This is a genomic window from Exilispira thermophila, assembly GCF_055389015.1.
Genome location: NZ_AP042476.1, coordinates 49,315 through 66,978 on the forward strand (window position 1 = coordinate 49,315; position 17,664 = coordinate 66,978).

Here is a 17,664-nt window from a genome sequence, read left to right on the forward strand (position 1 = left end):
TTATTTTCGTTGCCTGAAAGCAGTTTCTTTATCCCCTGCTATTGATTTTTATCACATCTCCTAAATTAAATTTATTATAATTTTAATTGCTACCCCAATTAAAATAAATCCAAGAGCTTTTTTAATTAGAGCTGGTTTTAATTTATCAGTCATTAACCATGAACCTATTAAAGCACCTATAATTGCAGCTAAAGCAGTAACAAATATAAATTTCAGATCTATCCCAATAGCTATATTGCTAATAAAGCCAGATAATGAAGAAAAAATAACAATAATAGCTGTAGTACCTATTGCTTCTTTTGGTTCTATTCCTAAAGTTATAAGCATTGGTAGTATAATATTACCTCCTCCAACACCAATAAGCCCGCTTATAAATCCTACTCCTAATCCTGCAACGCCACTTATGATTGTTTCTTTTAATTCAAGCTTTAATTTTTCCCCCTTTTCTTTTGCTTTATAAAAAAACATCATTGTTGCAGCAAATAAAAGAAAACAAACAAAAAGTAATTTAAGTATATCATTATTAACATGATAACGGAATTGTGCACCTATTGCAGCACCAATTGAACTTGTGATGATAATAGGGATGCTTATTCTCCAGAGTATTAATTTTTTTTTAGCATATCTTATTGAAGCAAATAGCATTGAAAGGGAGTTTAAAAGTAAAGCAGCTGCCATTGCTTCTCTAAGGTCAATACCTAAAGCTGTAAAAACTGGAATCAGTAAAAAAGCAGCTCCAACTCCAGCAATTGTTAATATTAATGTAATAGGAAAAGTAAATAATCCTGCTAAAAAATATAACATTTAATTTTTCTCCTAAAAATCTCTTGCAATTTCATAATAATTCATTATAATAAGAATGTCAATATCTAATATTTCAATTTTTGAATTTTTCGAAATAATAATTTAAAGGAGGAAAAAATGGAAAATTCAAAAACCGTTGAATTTCGTTTGGGTATGTTTGGTGCTTTCCTACCCCTTTTAACACTAGTAGGTGTTATTATTACTTTAGCAGTTACGGGGTGGGTTCATACCAAAACACTATGGGTTGCATGTCTTTCTGCAATGCTGGTTGCTATTCTTTTGGCTAAAAAACCTGCTAATGCATCAGATGCAATAATTAGTGGTATGTCAAGAAGAATGATTGCTGTAATGACACTTGCATGGACACTTGCAGGAGTTATGGGTAAAATGTTACGAGCATCTGGTTTAGTAGACAGTTTAGTATGGTTAGGTGTAAAAATGGGAGTTTCTGGTGCTTTATTACCATTGGTTACTTTTATTATTGCAGCTTTATTTTCAACTGCTACAGGTACTTCAGGTGGTAGTATTGCAGCAATTGGTCCTTTAATGCTTCCTGTTGGAGTTGGTTTAGGTGCAAATCCATTGGTAATGATTGGTGCTTTAATGAGCGGTGCATTTTTTGGAGATAATATTGCTCCTATATCTGATACAACTATTGCTTCAGCTTATACTCAGGGTGCTGAAATTAGAACAGTAGTTAGAACAAGATTAAAATATGCTTTAGTTTCTGCAGCAATTGCATCAGTTTTATTTGTTATTTTTGGTTACGCTACTCAAACTGGCCATATTTCCCCAACAGCATTATCTAAAGCAGTTTCTGCAAAAGGATTAATAATGCTTATTGTTCCTGCTGTATTGATTTATATTATGTATAAAGGTGTAGACCTTGTAACAGCATTGTTAACTATGAATGCTTTTGGTATAATTTTAGGCTTAGCTTTTAAACTTCTTACACCAAAAAGTATTTTGTTTGCAAATGTAGCTGCAAAGAAATTTGGTGGTATTCTCTATAGTGGTATCGCTGGTATGCTTCCATTAATTATGTTTACAATGTTGTTATTGGGTCTTGTTGGTTTATTTGATAGATCAGGGTTATTTAAATATATACTCGACAAAGTAACTCCATTTACAAAAACAGTTGTAGGTGCGGAATTAACAGTATTTGTATTAACAATTATTGGAAATTTAATTACTGCAGGTTCTGCAAGATCAATAGTAGCAATTGGACCTTTAGCAAAAGAGCTTGCTGATCGTCATAATCTTGCTCCACAAAGAACTGCTAATATTATGGATGCATTGGCTACTGGTACAATAATGTTTGTTCCATATAATCCAGGTGTTATGCTTGCATTAGGAATCTCAATAAGTACTGGTATTGTTTCAAATGGTTTTAATATTATGAAAGCAATGCCTTTCTTCTTCCATGGTATGGGATTATTCTTTGTAATGTTATTTGCAATTCTTACAGGTTGGGGCCGAGTTTATAAAAATGCTGAAACTGAAAAAGAAGAAAAAGCAATTCTTGGAGAATAAGATTAATAATTTAATAACAAGGTTTATTTGAAAATAAAATTTAAGCTGCCAGAATTGAACTGGCAGCTTTTTTATTATAATATAATGGTTATATTTTTATCTTTTAATATAAATACTATTTACCTTAAACATCGTTTTTAGTTATAACATAATATTTAATTATTAGTTTATTAAATTTAATTTAAATAAAAATGATATACCAAACATAGGGGTAAGAGCTTTATTCTTAATTATTGAATCAGTGATATATACATGGATTTTAACATAATTATCATATTGAGTTTTAGTTATAAAACCAATATCTAATAACTTTTTGTAAAGGTTAGTTTGAGAGTTTGATAATTTTTTAATAAAAGGAACAAGTGCATTCCATTGAGAATCTGTTATTTGTGGATTTGGAAAATGTTGAAAGTAAAGTGGTCGACCAGGCATTGGTGGTTGGCCTGGTATTTTATAATTACCTCTAATAGGACCACCCATTGGTTTAAAATTTCTAAAGTATCCAAATCCCTGTATTAAAGGAAAATTTCTATTTTTATTTACTTTTTTTTCTATTTCATTTATTTGATCAATAAGTGCTATAGCCTGGTATTTTGATATAAGACCAAGTTCCTTTTCTTTATTTATTAGATTGATAATTGAATCAACATATTCCTGAAATGCTGGTTTTACAATTTTCCAATCATTAACACTGATTTGTACTGAATAAATCTCCTTTATTTTACCTGATGGTCCTCTATTATCGGTGTTCCATCTCCCTTGAGCAAAAATTGAAGTTGAAATACTTAATAACAAAAATGTTATCAAAAAAGTAGATACTGTAAAAATAACTCTTTTGTTTTTCATTTTATCCTCCTCTATTTTATTGTTTTCTTTTTTTATACAATTTATATATTGTCATAACTTATGAAAAAAATGTGAAAATTAGTTGAAAATTAAATGAAATTTAAATATTTTTATTTAAATGGTAATTAAATAAATTTTTGAATAAGCAAAATATATTTAAATTTTTTATTGGAACAAAACAAAATTATTAATTAAAACGATATAGGAAACATAAATTTAAAATAATTCTGAACCTATATTTATATACAAAATTATATTTTTTATACATAATTTTATTTATTATAAATAATTATATTCAATATACAAAATTTTTTATTTACAATTTTATTGATTTATATACTACTAAATAGCAGTTAAAATATTTATTTAAGGAATTATTGTATGTTGAAACTTTTTAATACAATGGGTAGAAAAAAAGAAGTATTTAAACCTTTAAATGATAATGAAGTAAGATTATATACATGTGGTCCTACTGTTTATAATTATGCTCATATTGGTAATTTAAGAACCTATGTTTTCGAAGATATTTTAAAAAGAGTATTGTTGTTAAATGGATATAAAGTTATTCATGTTATGAATGTTACAGATATAGGTCATTTAGAATCTGATGCTGATGAAGGGGAAGACAAAATTGAAAAAGAAGCTAAAAAAGAGGGTAAATCTGTTTTAGAAATAGCAAGATTCTATGAAAATGCATTTTTTAATGACTTAAAACAATTAAATATTATTCAACCAGATATTAAAGCTAGAGCTACAGAACATGTTGAAGATATGATTAATTTAATAAAAAAAATTGAAAAAAATGGGTATGCATATTTTCAGGATGGGAATCTATATTTTGATGTAATGAAATTTAAAGACTATGGGAAACTTGCTAATCTAAAACTTGATCAATTAAAAGCTGGAGCAAGAATTGAGGTTGATAAAAGAAAAAAATCTCCATATGATTTTGTATTATGGTTTACAAAATCTAAATTTAAAAATCATATATTAAATTGGGACTCTCCATGGGGTGAAGGTTTTCCAGGATGGCATATTGAGTGTTCAGCAATGTCAATGAAATATTTAGGAGAACAATTTGATATTCATTGTGGTGGTATTGATCACATTCCTGTACACCACACAAATGAAATTGCCCAATCTGAGTCTGCAACAGGGAAAAAGTGGGTTAATTACTGGTTACATGGTGAATTTTTGATAATGAATAATGATGAAAAAATGTCAAAATCAAAAGGTAATTTTATCACATTAGCTACTTTAAGAGAAAATGGATTTGATCCTGTTATCTATCGATTCTTTTTATTACAGGCACATTATAGAAAAAAACTGATTTTCAGTTTTAAATCTTTAGAAGGAGCAAAAAGAGGCTTTTATGCTTTTAAAGAAAGAATTATAACTTTTAAAGAGGAATTTGATAAACAACTTGATAAAATTGATCCAGAATACAAAAATACTTTTTATAAAAAGTATAGCAAACTTAATTCTAATAAATATTTAATTCTTTTACAATCATTAATAGATAATAATAATAAAACTAATATTGATAATTCTTTAACTGATATAAAGAATATATTTGAAGAATTAGAAAAATTATTAAATAATGAGATTTTTAATAACAAATTTAAAGAATATTTGGAAAATTTTTTAAATTATGTTAATGACGATTTAAATATGCCAAAAGCTCTTTCTTTAGGGTTAAGCTTAATAAGGGATAATGATTTAAATGCTATTCAAAAATTTATTTTAATATCTTTTTTTGATTTTGTTTATGGGCTAAATGTTATAAATTTTAATAGAGGGATTCTTACAAAAGAACAGAAAGAATTATTAAATAAGAGAGAAATAGCAAGAAAAAATAAAGATTATGCTTTATCTGATAAAATAAGAGATCAACTTGCAAAACAAGGGGTAATTGTGCAGGATACACGAGAGGGGACAAGGTGGTTTGTTCAGAAATGAAAAATTTTAATAATACATCAATCGAAGTTTTTTAGCTTCTTTTAATAGGTCATCTAAATGTAATTTTTCAAATATAGTTATTGCTTCCTCAAAAAAAGATTTCGGATCTTCACCTCTATGGGCAATAATTTTCCCTTTTATTAGTAAACTTTCACCATAAATCTTTTCCTCTCCTCTTTCATGGCTACTAAGTAAAATTTGATTTATAATCTCTTCTGCTTCCTTAAATCTTTTTGTTTCATAGTAGAGTTTTGCAAAATAAAGTTTAAAATAGTCTTCATAAGAAGGATAATTTACAGTTTTAAAAATAATGTTTGAACCTCTTTCAAAATAACTTTCAGCTTTTTCATAATTTTTGTAATCAAAATATATTTCACCTATATTCCACAATGAAATTCCATATGCTTGTTTATTACCAAGTGTACGTGAAATATTAATAATATTTTTATATATGTTTATAGCTTTATTGTATTGTTTATTTTGTTTATAAATTTCAGCAATGTTATTGTATGGTACAACTAAATCCCTATCAAATCCACATTTTTTATAGTATTCTATTGATTGAAAAAAATAATCTTTGGCTTTTTCAAAGTCAGAAAGCTCAAAGTAAATTAATCCAAATGAATTGTATAAATCACCAATCATTGTATAAAGATAAATATAGTTAAATTCTTTTTCAGCATTTATAAAATCAGGTTCAATTTTTTTTAATGTTTCTAATGCATCATTGTATTTATTTTTATTAAGTAAATGAGAAACTTTATTTAAATTTATTCTGGCTTTATTAAAAAAAGTCATAAATTTATTAAATTTTTCCCATTCTTTATATATATTATCACAATCTTTTTCATCACCAGTTATAAAATATATAGAAGTTAAAAAGTTATATTTTCTCAATATTTGTTCAGGATAAATTTTTATTTTATTTAAATTTTTTATTGCACTTTGAAAGTCCTTTTTTTTATAATCAAGATGGGCTTTAGCAATTAAAGCTTTTTCATAATCTTCTATTTTTGGATACATCCTTTGAAGAATGAAATCAATATTTTGCTCTGCTAAATCAAGGTAATCTAAATAGATTACATAATAAGTAAAGTATAAAAAAAAGGATAAAATTCTATCTCTATTTAATTTTTCACTTTCATTTATATAAATGTCTTTAAAGAATTCTTGCATTTTTTCAATAAGACTTCTTTTGTATTTATTTTTATTTTGAATTTTTTCATTATGGCTAAGTTTTGAAAGTATTTTAGCTTTAAAATCAATATCTTTAAATTTAAATCTAGTATCATCTATCTTTTCAAAAATAGATTTTCCTTTATCACTTTGAAAGAAATTTATAATTTCCTGCAAAGGTAAATCTAGGGAATAAGCTAAGGGAGTAATATCAAAAGTTAATCCTATAGAACTTGTTAGGTTAAATAAATTTTCTAAATTTTTACTATCCATAATGTAAATCCTTTTTTTTTGGAATTAAAAAAATTGAATTAAAATAAAATTATAATTATTAAAATATAAATTTAAAAAATAAAAAATAGTAATAAATTAAAAAACAAATATTAAAATATAAAAATTTTAAGGTATAAAAAGTAATGCGAAATTAAAATTAATACTTATGAAAATGATAAAAATGATTAAGACATTTTATGAAATTTTACTTGAATAAAAACAGATTTATTTATTTCTTGACAATATTAATATTTAATTTAAATTTGTCAAGCAATTGGAAAATTATTATAATTAAAGAAAGGGGTGATTTACTTGGCTAAAGTTATAGCAAATGGTAATGAACCAATCGAAGTTTTACTGAGAAAGTTTAAAAGGGAATGTGAAAGAGAAGCTATTATCAGGGAATGGAAAAGAAAAGAGTTTTATGAAAAACCATCTGAAATTAGAAAACAAAGAAAAAAAGCAGTAGAACGAAAAAGACTTAAAAAGATCAGAAAAATGATGCATCCATCAAGAAAAAAAGTTTAATTTAAGCTGATAGGGTATTTTTTTACCCTATCTTTTTTTTATTTAATTTTATTGTTCAAGAAATGTTATATAGTTATATTAATTAACAAAATTATTAATAAAGTTAGAAAAATAATAAAAAAAAATAAATATATTATTGTAAAAAAAAATAAATTTATTATTCTTTTTTTCAATAAAGAGTTAAAATTATAATATAGGTCCAGGTGGTTTTATGGAAGTAATAATAAAAAAACTTACAGAAGAAGAACTTAATAAAATGGGTGTTAAAAATTGGCTACCCTGGAGTTGTGAGCCATCAATATTTGATTGGGAGTATGATGAAAAAGAATCCTGTTATTTTAAAAAAGGGAAAGTTAAAATCTGGGTAGATAATGATAAATTTTATTTGATAAATAAAGGTGATTTTGTTATTTTTCCTAAAGGATTAAAATGTAAATGGGAAGTTATAGAAACTGTTGAAAAGGTTTATAAATTTGGTGAGTAAATGGATAGAGATAAAATATATGAAATATTAAAAAATAGTAAAACTATTGCTGTTGTAGGCGTATCTAAAGATAGAACAAAAATATCTAACTATATATATAGATATCTTAAAAATGCAGGATATAAAGTTTATCCAGTTAATCCAAATTATGAAGTAATAAAAGGGGATAAATGTTATAAAAAAGTTGTTGAAATAGGGGATAATATAGATATTGTTGATGTGTTCAGGAGACCTGAATACACTCCAGAGATAGCAAAAGATGCAGTAGCAAAAAAAGCTAAAGTTCTATGGTTACAGCAGGGTATTTCAAATGAAGAAGCTTATAATATAGCAAAAGAAGGTGGTCTTGAAGTACTGATGGATATTTGCATTTATGCTATGCATAAAGCACTATTTAAATAAATTAATAAAAAAAGTTAATTAATATAGTCTAAAATAAAAGAATATTAATTATTAAAAATATATTATAAATATTTGGAGGTAAAAATGGATAAAAAAGATATCAAAATTCTTAATATTTTACAAAAAAATGGTAGAATTACCAATAAAAAATTATCTGAGTTAATGAAACTTTCTCCACCTTCAGTTCTTGAAAGGGTAAAAAAACTTGAAAAAAACAAAGTCATAATTGGATATAAAGCAATTTTAGATAGGGAAAAAATAGGTAGACCTATTTTAGCTTTTATTTCAGCTCAATTAGAAAAAAACGATAAACAATCAATTAAAAAATTTATGGATTCTTTAAGTCATCTAGATGAAGTTTTAGAAGTTTATCAAGTTACTGGAAGATTTGATTTTTTAATTAAAGTTAGTGCAAAAAATCTTGAAGACTTAAATAATATTATTTCTGAAAAAATTTCATCTCTTGATTCAGTTAATAAAATAGAAACATTTTTGATTTTAAATTCTATAGAAGATGGTTATTACCCTTTAACTTAAGGGTAATAACCATTAATTAAATTTTATATAAAATTTAAAAAACCAAATTTCTTATCAAAATAATTTCAAAACAAAATCCAGGGAATAAAATGGCAAAGTCGAAATTTTTAGAGAATTTTGAATATTATCCTGTAAAATTCTTATTTTATATTTTTCAATTGATCCCTTATAAAAAAGGGATAAAGTTTGGAGCAAAACTTTTTAAATTAATTTTTTCAATTTTACCTCCTTTAAAAAAGGTAACATATAAAAATTTAGAAATAATTGAAAAAGGGATTGATGAAAAAATTTTATTTCATAGTGATGAAAATCATAATGATGAATTTAATTATGATATAAATACTATTAAAAGAAAATTTAATAAGAAACATTATTTCAAAATCTATAAAAAAATGGTCCAAAATCTTGGAAGGGTATTTTTTAACCTTATTTATTACCCAAAAATTAAAAATAATGAATTTGTTAATCTTGTTAATATAATAGGAATGGATAATCTTAAAGAAACTTTAAAAATGGGTAAAGGTGCTGTTATTGCTTCACCTCATATTGGTAATTGGGAAGTGTTTGGGTGTGCGTGTGCAATTTTAGGAATTCCAGTAAATGTAATTGTAAGACCACTTGATAACAAGAAATTGGATGCTTATATTGAAAGCTTCAGAACACAAAAAAAAGCAAAAATTATATCGAAATTTGATAATCCCAAAAAATTTTTTAAACCCCTATTTAATAATGAAATTCTTGCAGTTATGTTTGATCAAAATGCTTTAAAATTTGGAGTATATATCCCATTTTTTAAACGCCCGGCTTCTGCAACTCAGGGTACTTCAAGATTCCATCTTGTTTCAAAAGCCCCTATAGTTCCAGGTTATTCATATTATGATGAAAATGGAAAACTTTTTGGTGTTTTTGAAAAACCATTAGATTTTGATTATATGTTTAATACTCTGGAATTTAAGCACAAATTATTTTTGTTTTCTTTTTATGAATATTTTAATAAAAATAATAAAAATATACCAATCTATATATTTAACAAATATCTTAACTTTGATGAAAATACAACCCTTTTTATCAAATCTAAAGAAGTAACAGAGGAAAAATATAAAAAACTTTATAAAGAAACTGAAGGTTATATATTGCAAAACTATTTAGATAGATTTAAAGATTATAACAAGCTAACAAAAGATGAAAAAAGTTTTTTTATAACATATTTTGTTCATAAATATTATGAACCAATAATCTTAAAACACATTGAAAGCTGGATGTTGATCCATCCAAGATGGAAAAAACAACCAAAAGAATATATCTTTCCCTATAAATAGTTTATAAACTTTGTTTTTGTTTTTATTTAAAATAGATTGTAATAACAGAGTAGGTAATAGAACTAGAGAAAAAAAATCTGTGGCAGGGAAAATATTTAAAAAATAAGAATGATTATATTTAATTAAATAAATTAAAAAAGTATTATCTATTATTATTAAAATTTTTCGAACGATTGTTAGTTGTCAAAGACTTAAAGATTAAAAACTTTATTTTTCTTTTTATGTTAAAAAGATTGTAATAATATTTTACATAACTAACCTAGCGAGAAAAATTTTAATAATGATAGAATCAATTCTATTTTTTAAAACCTAATTTCAAAATCTATTTTATTATTTTTTAAATAATTTTTAAGCTCATTTTGTAATTTTCTTTGAGTAACTTTTGGATTTTCAATTAAAACTTTGGCACCGCCAATAAGGTCGATTATACCTAATTCATTTGGGTATCTTGGGATAATATGTAAATGGATATGATCAATTGATGCACCTGAAAATTTCCCTATGTTAAATCCCATATTAAAACCTGTTGGTTTATATAATTTTTCCAGCAAATCCATAATAATTTTTCCAAGTTCCCATATTTCACATTCTTCCTCTTTTGTTAAATTTCTGATGTCAGTAATATGTCTTTTTGGGAAAATCATGGTATGACCACTATTGTAAGGATAAAGGTTAACAGAGCAATATATTAAAGAGGTTTCACATATTTTTAAATTTATAACATCTGGATTATTTTTTATAATTTCACATAAAATACAGTCAACTTCAGGCTTTTTTCCTTTAAAATATTCCTGTTTTTTAAATGGATAAACATATTTATCAAACATTTTATTACCTTAAATTGTTTTAAAATTTAATTGTTTTTATATATTATATATCTTAACAATTCACATTTTAAAATATTATTTAATAATTTTTTTAAACCTTTATTTTTTTATTTTAATATATTTTCCTAAAATTTATTATCAATAAAAATATAACTTTATATTTGAAGTTTATTTTATTTTAATTTTAAACTTTCACAACAAGAACAGGAATTTTAGCATGATGCACAATATAGTCAGATGTTGAACCTAAAAATAGATGTTGTAAACCAGTTAATCCCTGGTTTCCAATTATAATAAGGTTAATATTTAATTCATCAATTGATTCCATTATAACAGATGTTGGAATACCAAGTTCTATAATTTTAGTAATTTTTCTATTATGTTTATTATAATCGTTTAAAAGAGAATCAATTTTTTTTGATGCTGAACTTTTTAATTTATCAATAAATTCTTGATCAATTGTAATTGGTGGAATAAAATCTGGATAAAAATAATTATAATTAGTGTTAAATAAAGTTCTTTCATCAATTACATGTATGAAAAAAAGTTGTGCATCAAATTTATCTGCAAAATCTATAGCAAATTTTATAAGGTGGGTAGAAATATTTGAAAAATCTATTGGGATTAAAATTTTTGAAATGTTCATAAATTCCTCCTGATTAAAGGATAATTTAAAAATATTTTCTTTCAATCTGTCTTTCTATATCTTTCTTTTTTAAGGTTTCCCTTTTATCATAAGTCTTTTTCCCTTTTACCAATGCTAATTCAACTTTTGCATATTTTTCTTTAATGTAAATCTGGAGTGGAACCAGAGTATACCCTGATAAAGTGACTTTTTTCCATAATTTGTTAATTTCTTTTTTATGTAGTAATAATTTTTTTGGTCTATCAGGGTCATGTGTTATATATCCCTGGTTTTCATATGGAGAAATATGAAAATTATATAAAAAAACTTCTTTATTTTTGGTTATTCTTGCATAAGAATCTTTAAAGTTGCATTTACCATTCCTGATTGATTTAATTTCTGTACCAACAAGCACAATACCAGCTTCAATTTTTTCTATTATAAAATAGTCATGATAAGCTTTTTTGTTTTTAATAACAATTTTATATTTATTATTTTGATTTTTATTCCCTTTTTTATTTTGCATTGACTTATTCCTGATTTGAATTACTTTTTTAACTAAAATAAAGTAATTTAATGGAAAATCAATATGATAAATTTAATTTTTGATATTGATGGTACTTTGCTTCATACAGGTGGTGGAGGAAAACAATCATTTTTAAAAGCTTTTGAAGAAGTCCATAATATAAAAAATTTTCATGATCCTGTTTTTAAAGGAGGGATAGATTTTCAGGTGTATAATGAACTACTTCAAATTTATAATATTAAGTATGATGAAGATAAATGGAAAATATTTAAAAAAAAATATTCTAAGTTACTTGCCCAACATTTTGAAACCAAAAAAAATGACTGGATAATATTTAAAAATGTTTTTGAGTTATTAAAGACTTTAGAAGAGTGTAAGGTTAGTTTATATGTGGTTACAGGAAATATTTACGAAGGTGCATTGGTTAAATTAAAAAAAACAAAGCTTTTAAAATATTTTAAAAAGTTGTTTCCATGTTCAAAAGAGACAGAAAGGATTGATATAATTAAAAAGTGTCTTGAATATACAGGGAAAGATAATTCTATTTATATTGGAGATTCTGATAGAGATGAAGAAGCTGCAAAATTACTTGATTTACCATTTATAAAAATAACACATAATATTGAAGTACATTATAATAATTATATTTATAAAAACGATAAAGATTCTGAGGATATATACTATAATGATACAAAGAGTATAGACCAAAATGTATTAACTTCAGATAAAAATATGCAAGGTAATAATATTAGAAAAAACGATAAATTTTTTAAAAATTCTAATAAAAACAAAAATAGTTGTAATAAATTACTTGTTCTGTATAAGTTTTTAAAGAAGAATAAAATATTATCTTTTTATACTATTGAAGAATTTTATAAATATATAATAAGTTAAAAAAAACATGTATAAAATTTAAGAAAAATAAATTAAAAAATTTAGGAGGCAAATAATGGATTTCCCGGTTAGTATTAATTTTTTTACTTCTGTAATTTTAACTATATCATCTGTTATAGGAATAATAATTTTTAGAGGGAAAAAAGATAAAGTTTTAATGGCATTAACAACAATATGTCAAATATTATTTTTAGGGATTATTTTTGGATATATAAAAAATATATCTAACTTGAAAATGATTCTTTCCTCTATTACTCTTGGTTTAACTATTTTATTTTTATTAATAAAACAAGATAGAAAAAAAGATTATATGTATTTTATGATTCACTTTATCAGTATTTTCCAGTTTTTACATGTTATGGCATTTATTAGCTAAATCGATATTAAGGTATCTTGAATGGATGCAGAATTAAAGCATAAACTTGAATTTGGTTCAAAATTAATATCTATCAATAAAGAAGATGGATTAAAATATTTAAAAGCTTTATTTGAAGAGTTTAAATATAAAATATCAGATAATGATAAATATTCCATATTGAAATTTATTGTTTATATTGAAAGGAATCTTTTTAAGTTTAAAGATTTTGACAAATATATAAAAAAAACAATAATGTTTGCAATTAGATTGGGAAAAGATAATGATGTTCTAAATTTATACAAACTATATTGTAAATATTTATATAGAATTGGTGATTTTAAAAAATGTGCATCTCTGTCTGAAGAGGTAATTTTAAAACTTAAATCTAAAATAACACAAAGTGATCTTTTAGTTTTTAAAGAGCTACAAATTTTATCTGAAAATAGTATTAACTTTGTTAGAAGAATTGCTGATCAAAATGAAAACCCTGTTAATATTATTGTTCAGGAAAATGATATATTACAACTCATTGAAACTTTTATTTATTACAATCTTAATTTTTTATTTAATGAAAATGTAATTGAAATAATAAATAACATTAAAATTTTAATGAAATCATTGAGGAAAGATTATAAAAAATATTTAAAAAATAATAAAGTAAAAGCTGAATTAAACAACTTTATTGGAATTGTTTACCTTTTTTTTGGTTATTACAATCATGCTAAGAGACATTTTTTATTATCTTTAAGAGAAGGAATTCAAGCAGGGGAGCATGAAAATATATTGAAGTACAACAATAATATTGCATTGGTATATGCAGAACTTGGATATATTGATAAAGCAATGGAATATTTTTCAATAATTGAAAAAATGTATGCAAATATTAATGATGAAAGAGAATTAACTCAATCTTATGCAGGATTAACCTTAATATATTTACGAAAAAAGCGTTATTCTTTAGTAAAAGCAATTTCATTGAAATCACTAAAAAGGAAAAAAGAGCTTGGAGAATTTGCTTCTTTAATTTTTATGTTAACAAAATATATATCAATAACCTATTATGAGAATTTTGATCTTTCTTATGAATATTACCTGGAATTAAAAAAATTGTTCAAAAATGTCAATAATACTTTTTATGGCCTTTATAGGAGTGTATTTGAAAAAATATATGAAAAAAAAGAGACTTTAAATGAAATATTGATCAATTTAGTTCAAAGAAATTTTTATCCTATTTCTTTAATGTTTCCATTATCACTGATTTTAGATAATTTTAAAGACCTTGAGGATAATTATTTTTTTAGAAAAATAGTTTTAAACTTTTATGATAGAACGAGTAAAGAATTATCTTCAAAAAGAATAAAAAACATATTTTTTGACAACCATATAGAGTTAAAAAAGGTATATGAATTTTGTAAAAATTTAGAGAATTTTAAGGAAAAACCCATTACAAAAAAGCAGTTTGACAAAGTTGTTGAGGTTATACAAAAAATAAACTCAAATAGTAAAATAGATAATTTTTCAAATGAAGAGCTTTTAATTTATCTGTTTTTAAAAGTAAGTAGAGTTGGTTATTTGCAAAGTGATAAGTTTGTTTTGAAATATGAAGTTAATTGTTATCATGGAAACAATACATTCCAGAAACAACTTTATTTAAGATATAATTTAGCAAAAATTGATTATTACATTCAAAAAAAAGAAAATTCAGATTAATAATTTTAATCATTAAAATACATGTTTTCTTAAATTTCTTTTATTTTAAATGTTAAATATTTAAATGTTAAATAAGTTTTTTAAAAATTTTTTTTAAAGAATACACTACTTTTTCAAAAAAAGAGTTTTCTATTATATTGGTTTTTAATATTTCTTTTTCAAATTCTACATAAAATGTGTTAAAAAATTTAGAAAAGTTATAGTCAGGATTAAAAATATCACTATTCAGAAATATCAAATATATTGAAAATGGAATAGAAAGAAGTTTTATTTTTGAAATAGAAAGATTATTTAATAAATCTTTTAAAGAATAATCAGGATTGTTTGAAAATATTGTATTTTTGACAATTGTTAATAAAAGATATTCATCTTTAAAAAATATTATCTCTTTTTTTAATTGTTCAAAATATTTTGCAAATTCAATTTTTTTACTTAAAAACATAACTAAAAATAGGTAAAAATAATATATTTCAAAAAAAATTTTAAAATCAATATCAAAAGCCAGTTTTTCAAGCTTGTTTAACATCATTAAAATTTCTTTGTATTGTTTAATAAAATTTGTATTAAGCAAATATAAAATTTTGCTGCATAATAGAAAAAATTTTGAAATTTTTAATCTTAGATTAGTTTCATCAAATTCATCTTTTAGTGGGTTAACTTTTAAATATCTTGTATGGAAAAAGAAAGAAAGATAAAAGGTAAATTCATGATAAAAGTTTTCTATATTTTTAAATTTTTCTTCAGAATTATTTGTGAATAGATATTTTTTATTAAGATTGGAATTTATATAAACTGTGGCAAGTTTATTAAATTTATTTGTATTTAATAAAAAATTATATAACAAATTAATGTCAGGTTGATTTAGCAAATTAGTTTGTCCAATATTTTCAGGTAAATAATTATTGTTAAGGAATTCATTTAGTATTTTTATGTTTATATTTTCTGAAAGTTTAATAATTTCAGGTAAATCAATTTCAATTTTGTATTGAGATAATATTGATAAAGAGCAAAAAATATCTTGAATTTCATTAATAAATTTCTTTAATTCATCTTTATCACAATTTTCCTTAAATAGATGGTTTATTATTTTTACAAATTCTTGAATAGGGGTTTCTTCTTTAATTAAATTAAAGTCAGTATCATAATTTATTTCAGAGAGTTTGGCATAAAAATATTTAATTAATTTATTTTTTTCAAAGTTGAAAAGTGTTTTATAAATTAATTTTTTATTTTTCTTTAATATTGTGTTATTGATTATCTCCTTTGCAGTTGTAGATACTATATTTAATCTGGAATTATTAAATTTAACAAGATTTAATTTAATAAGATTATTAATTGTTTCATCAAGTTTTTGATAACTAATCTTTTCAAAATATAAAATGCTTTTAAATAAAACTAATTTTGATACTGGATAAAATGAGAGTGATATAATGTATAAAATCAATTTAGCAGTTTCATCAAGCCTGTCAATTATTTCAAGATAAAGATTTTCAACAGTGGAAGTAAAATTTATTTTTTTGTTATTTTTATAAATATTGCAAATATCTGTTAATATCCCAATATTTCCATTTGAGAATTCAATTATTTTATTTTCAATGGAAGTTGCTATTGTTTCTTTCAAATTAAAATTAATGTAAGAAGAGATTTCAGAAATAGTCATATTTCCTAAATAAATATTATTACTATAAATACTTTTAAATGATGAAATAACCAATGATATATTTTTGTTTTTAATAAATTTTAAAAATTCATCGCTTTTTAAAAATTCCAATAGATTAGTTGAAAAATCATTGAGATTATCAATTAAAATTATAAAATTTTCCATTTTATCCATAATTTTAAATATTTTAGTTTTTACCATATTGAGATTTATATTGTAATTATCCTGGTTTAAAATGTTAATTTGAAAGGAGGTTTGTAAGTAATTTGATAATTCTAATGATATTTTTTTATAAAAAAGGGGTAAATCTATTTTTTCAATAGGATTAAAACTTACAAAAAGGATATTGTTATTTTTCAATTCCTTTAATGTATGGTAAATTGAAAATATAAAATAAGTTTTTCCAGATTTTTTAGGCCCAAAAATTGATATAGGAAAAATATTTTTAATATAAAATTTTAAGAATTCTTTTAATTCAGTTCTTTTAAATATTAGATTAGAAGGAACAATTTTATCTATATCTTTTTTTTTACCAATTAGTTTGAATATGTACAATTTATCTTTTTTCCCCTTTACATTATACATTCCTTTAAATTCAGTTATGAAAAATTCAGATATATTATCATTAATACTGGAAGAAATTAAAATTTCATTATTATTAGCAAGATGTTGAATTCTGGATGCAGTATTAACAGTGTCACCGACCAATACTTCGAATGATCCTCTTTTAGATTTAGCAACAAGACCTGAGTGAATTCCAATTCTAATATTAATTTCATATTTATTTTTTTTATTTAACTTTTTACAAGCATCAATTATTTGTAAAGCTGACAAGCTTGCTCTATATGGGTCTAAAGTAGAAGCAACATCTTTTCCAAATACAGCAAATATTGCATCTCCAATATATTTTTCAATCCAACCACCATTACGCTCAATTATATTTGCAAAAAGATTAAAATAAAGGTTAATAATATCATCTACTTCTTCAGGGTCAAGATCTTCTGAAAATTTTGTAAAATCAACTATATCAAGAAAAAGCCCTGTGATGTATCGCTTATCACCAAATTTAATATTTAAACTTTCCGCTTTCAAATCTACCCTTTATTTTATTGTTTTTACCTATTATGGTTTAATAGACTATTAATTTTTAAATACTACTAATTTCCAATTTTAAATACTATTAAATTATTAAAATTTAATTTT

Annotated in this window: 17 protein-coding genes; 10 read left to right on the forward strand and 7 right to left on the reverse strand. The window is 23.3% G+C overall.

The features are described 5' to 3' along the window. Nucleotides 1-60: 60 nt before the first annotated feature. Complete coding sequence (locus tag ACZ5EC_RS00225; RefSeq protein WP_464302961.1) at nt 61-804, reverse strand: sulfite exporter TauE/SafE family protein; 744 nt, start codon at nt 802-804, stop codon at nt 61-63. A 117-nt stretch (nt 805-921) separates the two neighbouring features. Between ACZ5EC_RS00225 and ACZ5EC_RS00230 the strand changes: the two genes are divergently transcribed. Next, on the forward strand, nt 922-2,337 hold the full coding sequence (locus ACZ5EC_RS00230) for a Na+/H+ antiporter NhaC family protein (protein ID WP_464302962.1): 1,416 nt from the start codon (nt 922-924) through the stop codon (nt 2,335-2,337). 162 nt (nt 2,338-2,499) lie between these two features. On the opposite strand, the gene ACZ5EC_RS00235 is transcribed toward ACZ5EC_RS00230, so the two are convergent. Next, a complete protein-coding gene (locus ACZ5EC_RS00235; RefSeq protein WP_464302963.1) occupies nt 2,500-3,183 on the reverse strand; it encodes a hypothetical protein in 684 nt (227 codons plus the stop codon). 381 nt (nt 3,184-3,564) lie between these two features. On the opposite strand from ACZ5EC_RS00235, the gene cysS reads away from it, so the two are divergent. Then, entirely contained in the window at nt 3,565-5,142 is a 1,578-nt protein-coding gene (cysS, locus tag ACZ5EC_RS00240; protein WP_464302964.1) for a cysteine--tRNA ligase, read from the forward strand. Nucleotides 5,143-5,148: 6 nt separating this feature from the next. On the opposite strand, the gene ACZ5EC_RS00245 is transcribed toward cysS, so the two are convergent. Continuing rightward, complete coding sequence (locus tag ACZ5EC_RS00245) at nt 5,149-6,591, reverse strand: tetratricopeptide repeat protein (RefSeq protein ID WP_464302965.1); 1,443 nt, start codon at nt 6,589-6,591, stop codon at nt 5,149-5,151. A gap of 312 nt (nt 6,592-6,903) precedes the next feature. On the opposite strand from ACZ5EC_RS00245, the gene rpsU reads away from it, so the two are divergent. From rpsU to ACZ5EC_RS00270, 5 genes are all read left to right on the forward strand, one after another. Next, a complete protein-coding gene (gene rpsU / locus ACZ5EC_RS00250) occupies nt 6,904-7,119 on the forward strand; it encodes a 30S ribosomal protein S21 (RefSeq protein ID WP_464302966.1) in 216 nt (71 codons plus the stop codon). Between the two features lie 211 nt (nt 7,120-7,330). Next, on the forward strand, nt 7,331-7,603 hold the full coding sequence (locus tag ACZ5EC_RS00255) for a cupin domain-containing protein (protein ID WP_464302967.1): 273 nt from the start codon (nt 7,331-7,333) through the stop codon (nt 7,601-7,603). Beyond that, nucleotides 7,604-8,005, forward strand: a complete 402-nt coding sequence (locus tag ACZ5EC_RS00260) for a CoA-binding protein (RefSeq protein ID WP_464302968.1) — start codon at nt 7,604-7,606, stop codon at nt 8,003-8,005. Between the two features lie 84 nt (nt 8,006-8,089). Further along, nucleotides 8,090-8,542 (forward strand): Lrp/AsnC family transcriptional regulator, encoded by a 453-nt coding sequence (locus ACZ5EC_RS00265; protein WP_464302969.1) that lies wholly within the window; start codon nt 8,090-8,092, stop codon nt 8,540-8,542. Nucleotides 8,543-8,631: 89 nt separating this feature from the next. Continuing rightward, complete coding sequence (locus tag ACZ5EC_RS00270) at nt 8,632-9,861, forward strand: lysophospholipid acyltransferase family protein (RefSeq protein ID WP_464302970.1); 1,230 nt, start codon at nt 8,632-8,634, stop codon at nt 9,859-9,861. A gap of 302 nt (nt 9,862-10,163) precedes the next feature. Here the strand turns inward: ACZ5EC_RS00270 and ACZ5EC_RS00275 are convergent, their stop codons facing one another. From ACZ5EC_RS00275 to smpB, 3 genes are all read right to left on the reverse strand, one after another. Next, a complete protein-coding gene (locus tag ACZ5EC_RS00275; RefSeq protein ID WP_464302971.1) occupies nt 10,164-10,688 on the reverse strand; it encodes an HIT family protein in 525 nt (174 codons plus the stop codon). Nucleotides 10,689-10,872: 184 nt separating this feature from the next. Then, a complete protein-coding gene (locus ACZ5EC_RS00280) occupies nt 10,873-11,334 on the reverse strand; it encodes a universal stress protein (RefSeq protein WP_464302972.1) in 462 nt (153 codons plus the stop codon). Nucleotides 11,335-11,359: 25 nt separating this feature from the next. Beyond that, a complete protein-coding gene (smpB, locus tag ACZ5EC_RS00285; protein WP_464302973.1) occupies nt 11,360-11,839 on the reverse strand; it encodes an SsrA-binding protein SmpB in 480 nt (159 codons plus the stop codon). 63 nt (nt 11,840-11,902) lie between these two features. On the opposite strand from smpB, the gene ACZ5EC_RS00290 reads away from it, so the two are divergent. The 3 genes from ACZ5EC_RS00290 to ACZ5EC_RS00300 are packed head-to-tail and all read left to right on the forward strand — an operon-like array spanning nt 11,903 to nt 14,801. After that, nucleotides 11,903-12,733, forward strand: coding sequence for an HAD hydrolase-like protein (locus ACZ5EC_RS00290; RefSeq protein WP_464302974.1), 831 nt, complete (start codon nt 11,903-11,905; stop codon nt 12,731-12,733). Nucleotides 12,734-12,788: 55 nt separating this feature from the next. Beyond that, nucleotides 12,789-13,109 (forward strand): hypothetical protein, encoded by a 321-nt coding sequence (locus ACZ5EC_RS00295; protein ID WP_464302975.1) that lies wholly within the window; start codon nt 12,789-12,791, stop codon nt 13,107-13,109. A gap of 21 nt (nt 13,110-13,130) precedes the next feature. Continuing rightward, nucleotides 13,131-14,801 (forward strand): hypothetical protein, encoded by a 1,671-nt coding sequence (locus ACZ5EC_RS00300; RefSeq protein ID WP_464302976.1) that lies wholly within the window; start codon nt 13,131-13,133, stop codon nt 14,799-14,801. Between the two features lie 67 nt (nt 14,802-14,868). On the opposite strand, the gene ACZ5EC_RS00305 is transcribed toward ACZ5EC_RS00300, so the two are convergent. Continuing rightward, a complete protein-coding gene (locus tag ACZ5EC_RS00305) occupies nt 14,869-17,553 on the reverse strand; it encodes an adenylate/guanylate cyclase domain-containing protein (protein WP_464302977.1) in 2,685 nt (894 codons plus the stop codon). Between the last annotated feature and the right edge of the window lie 111 nt (nt 17,554-17,664).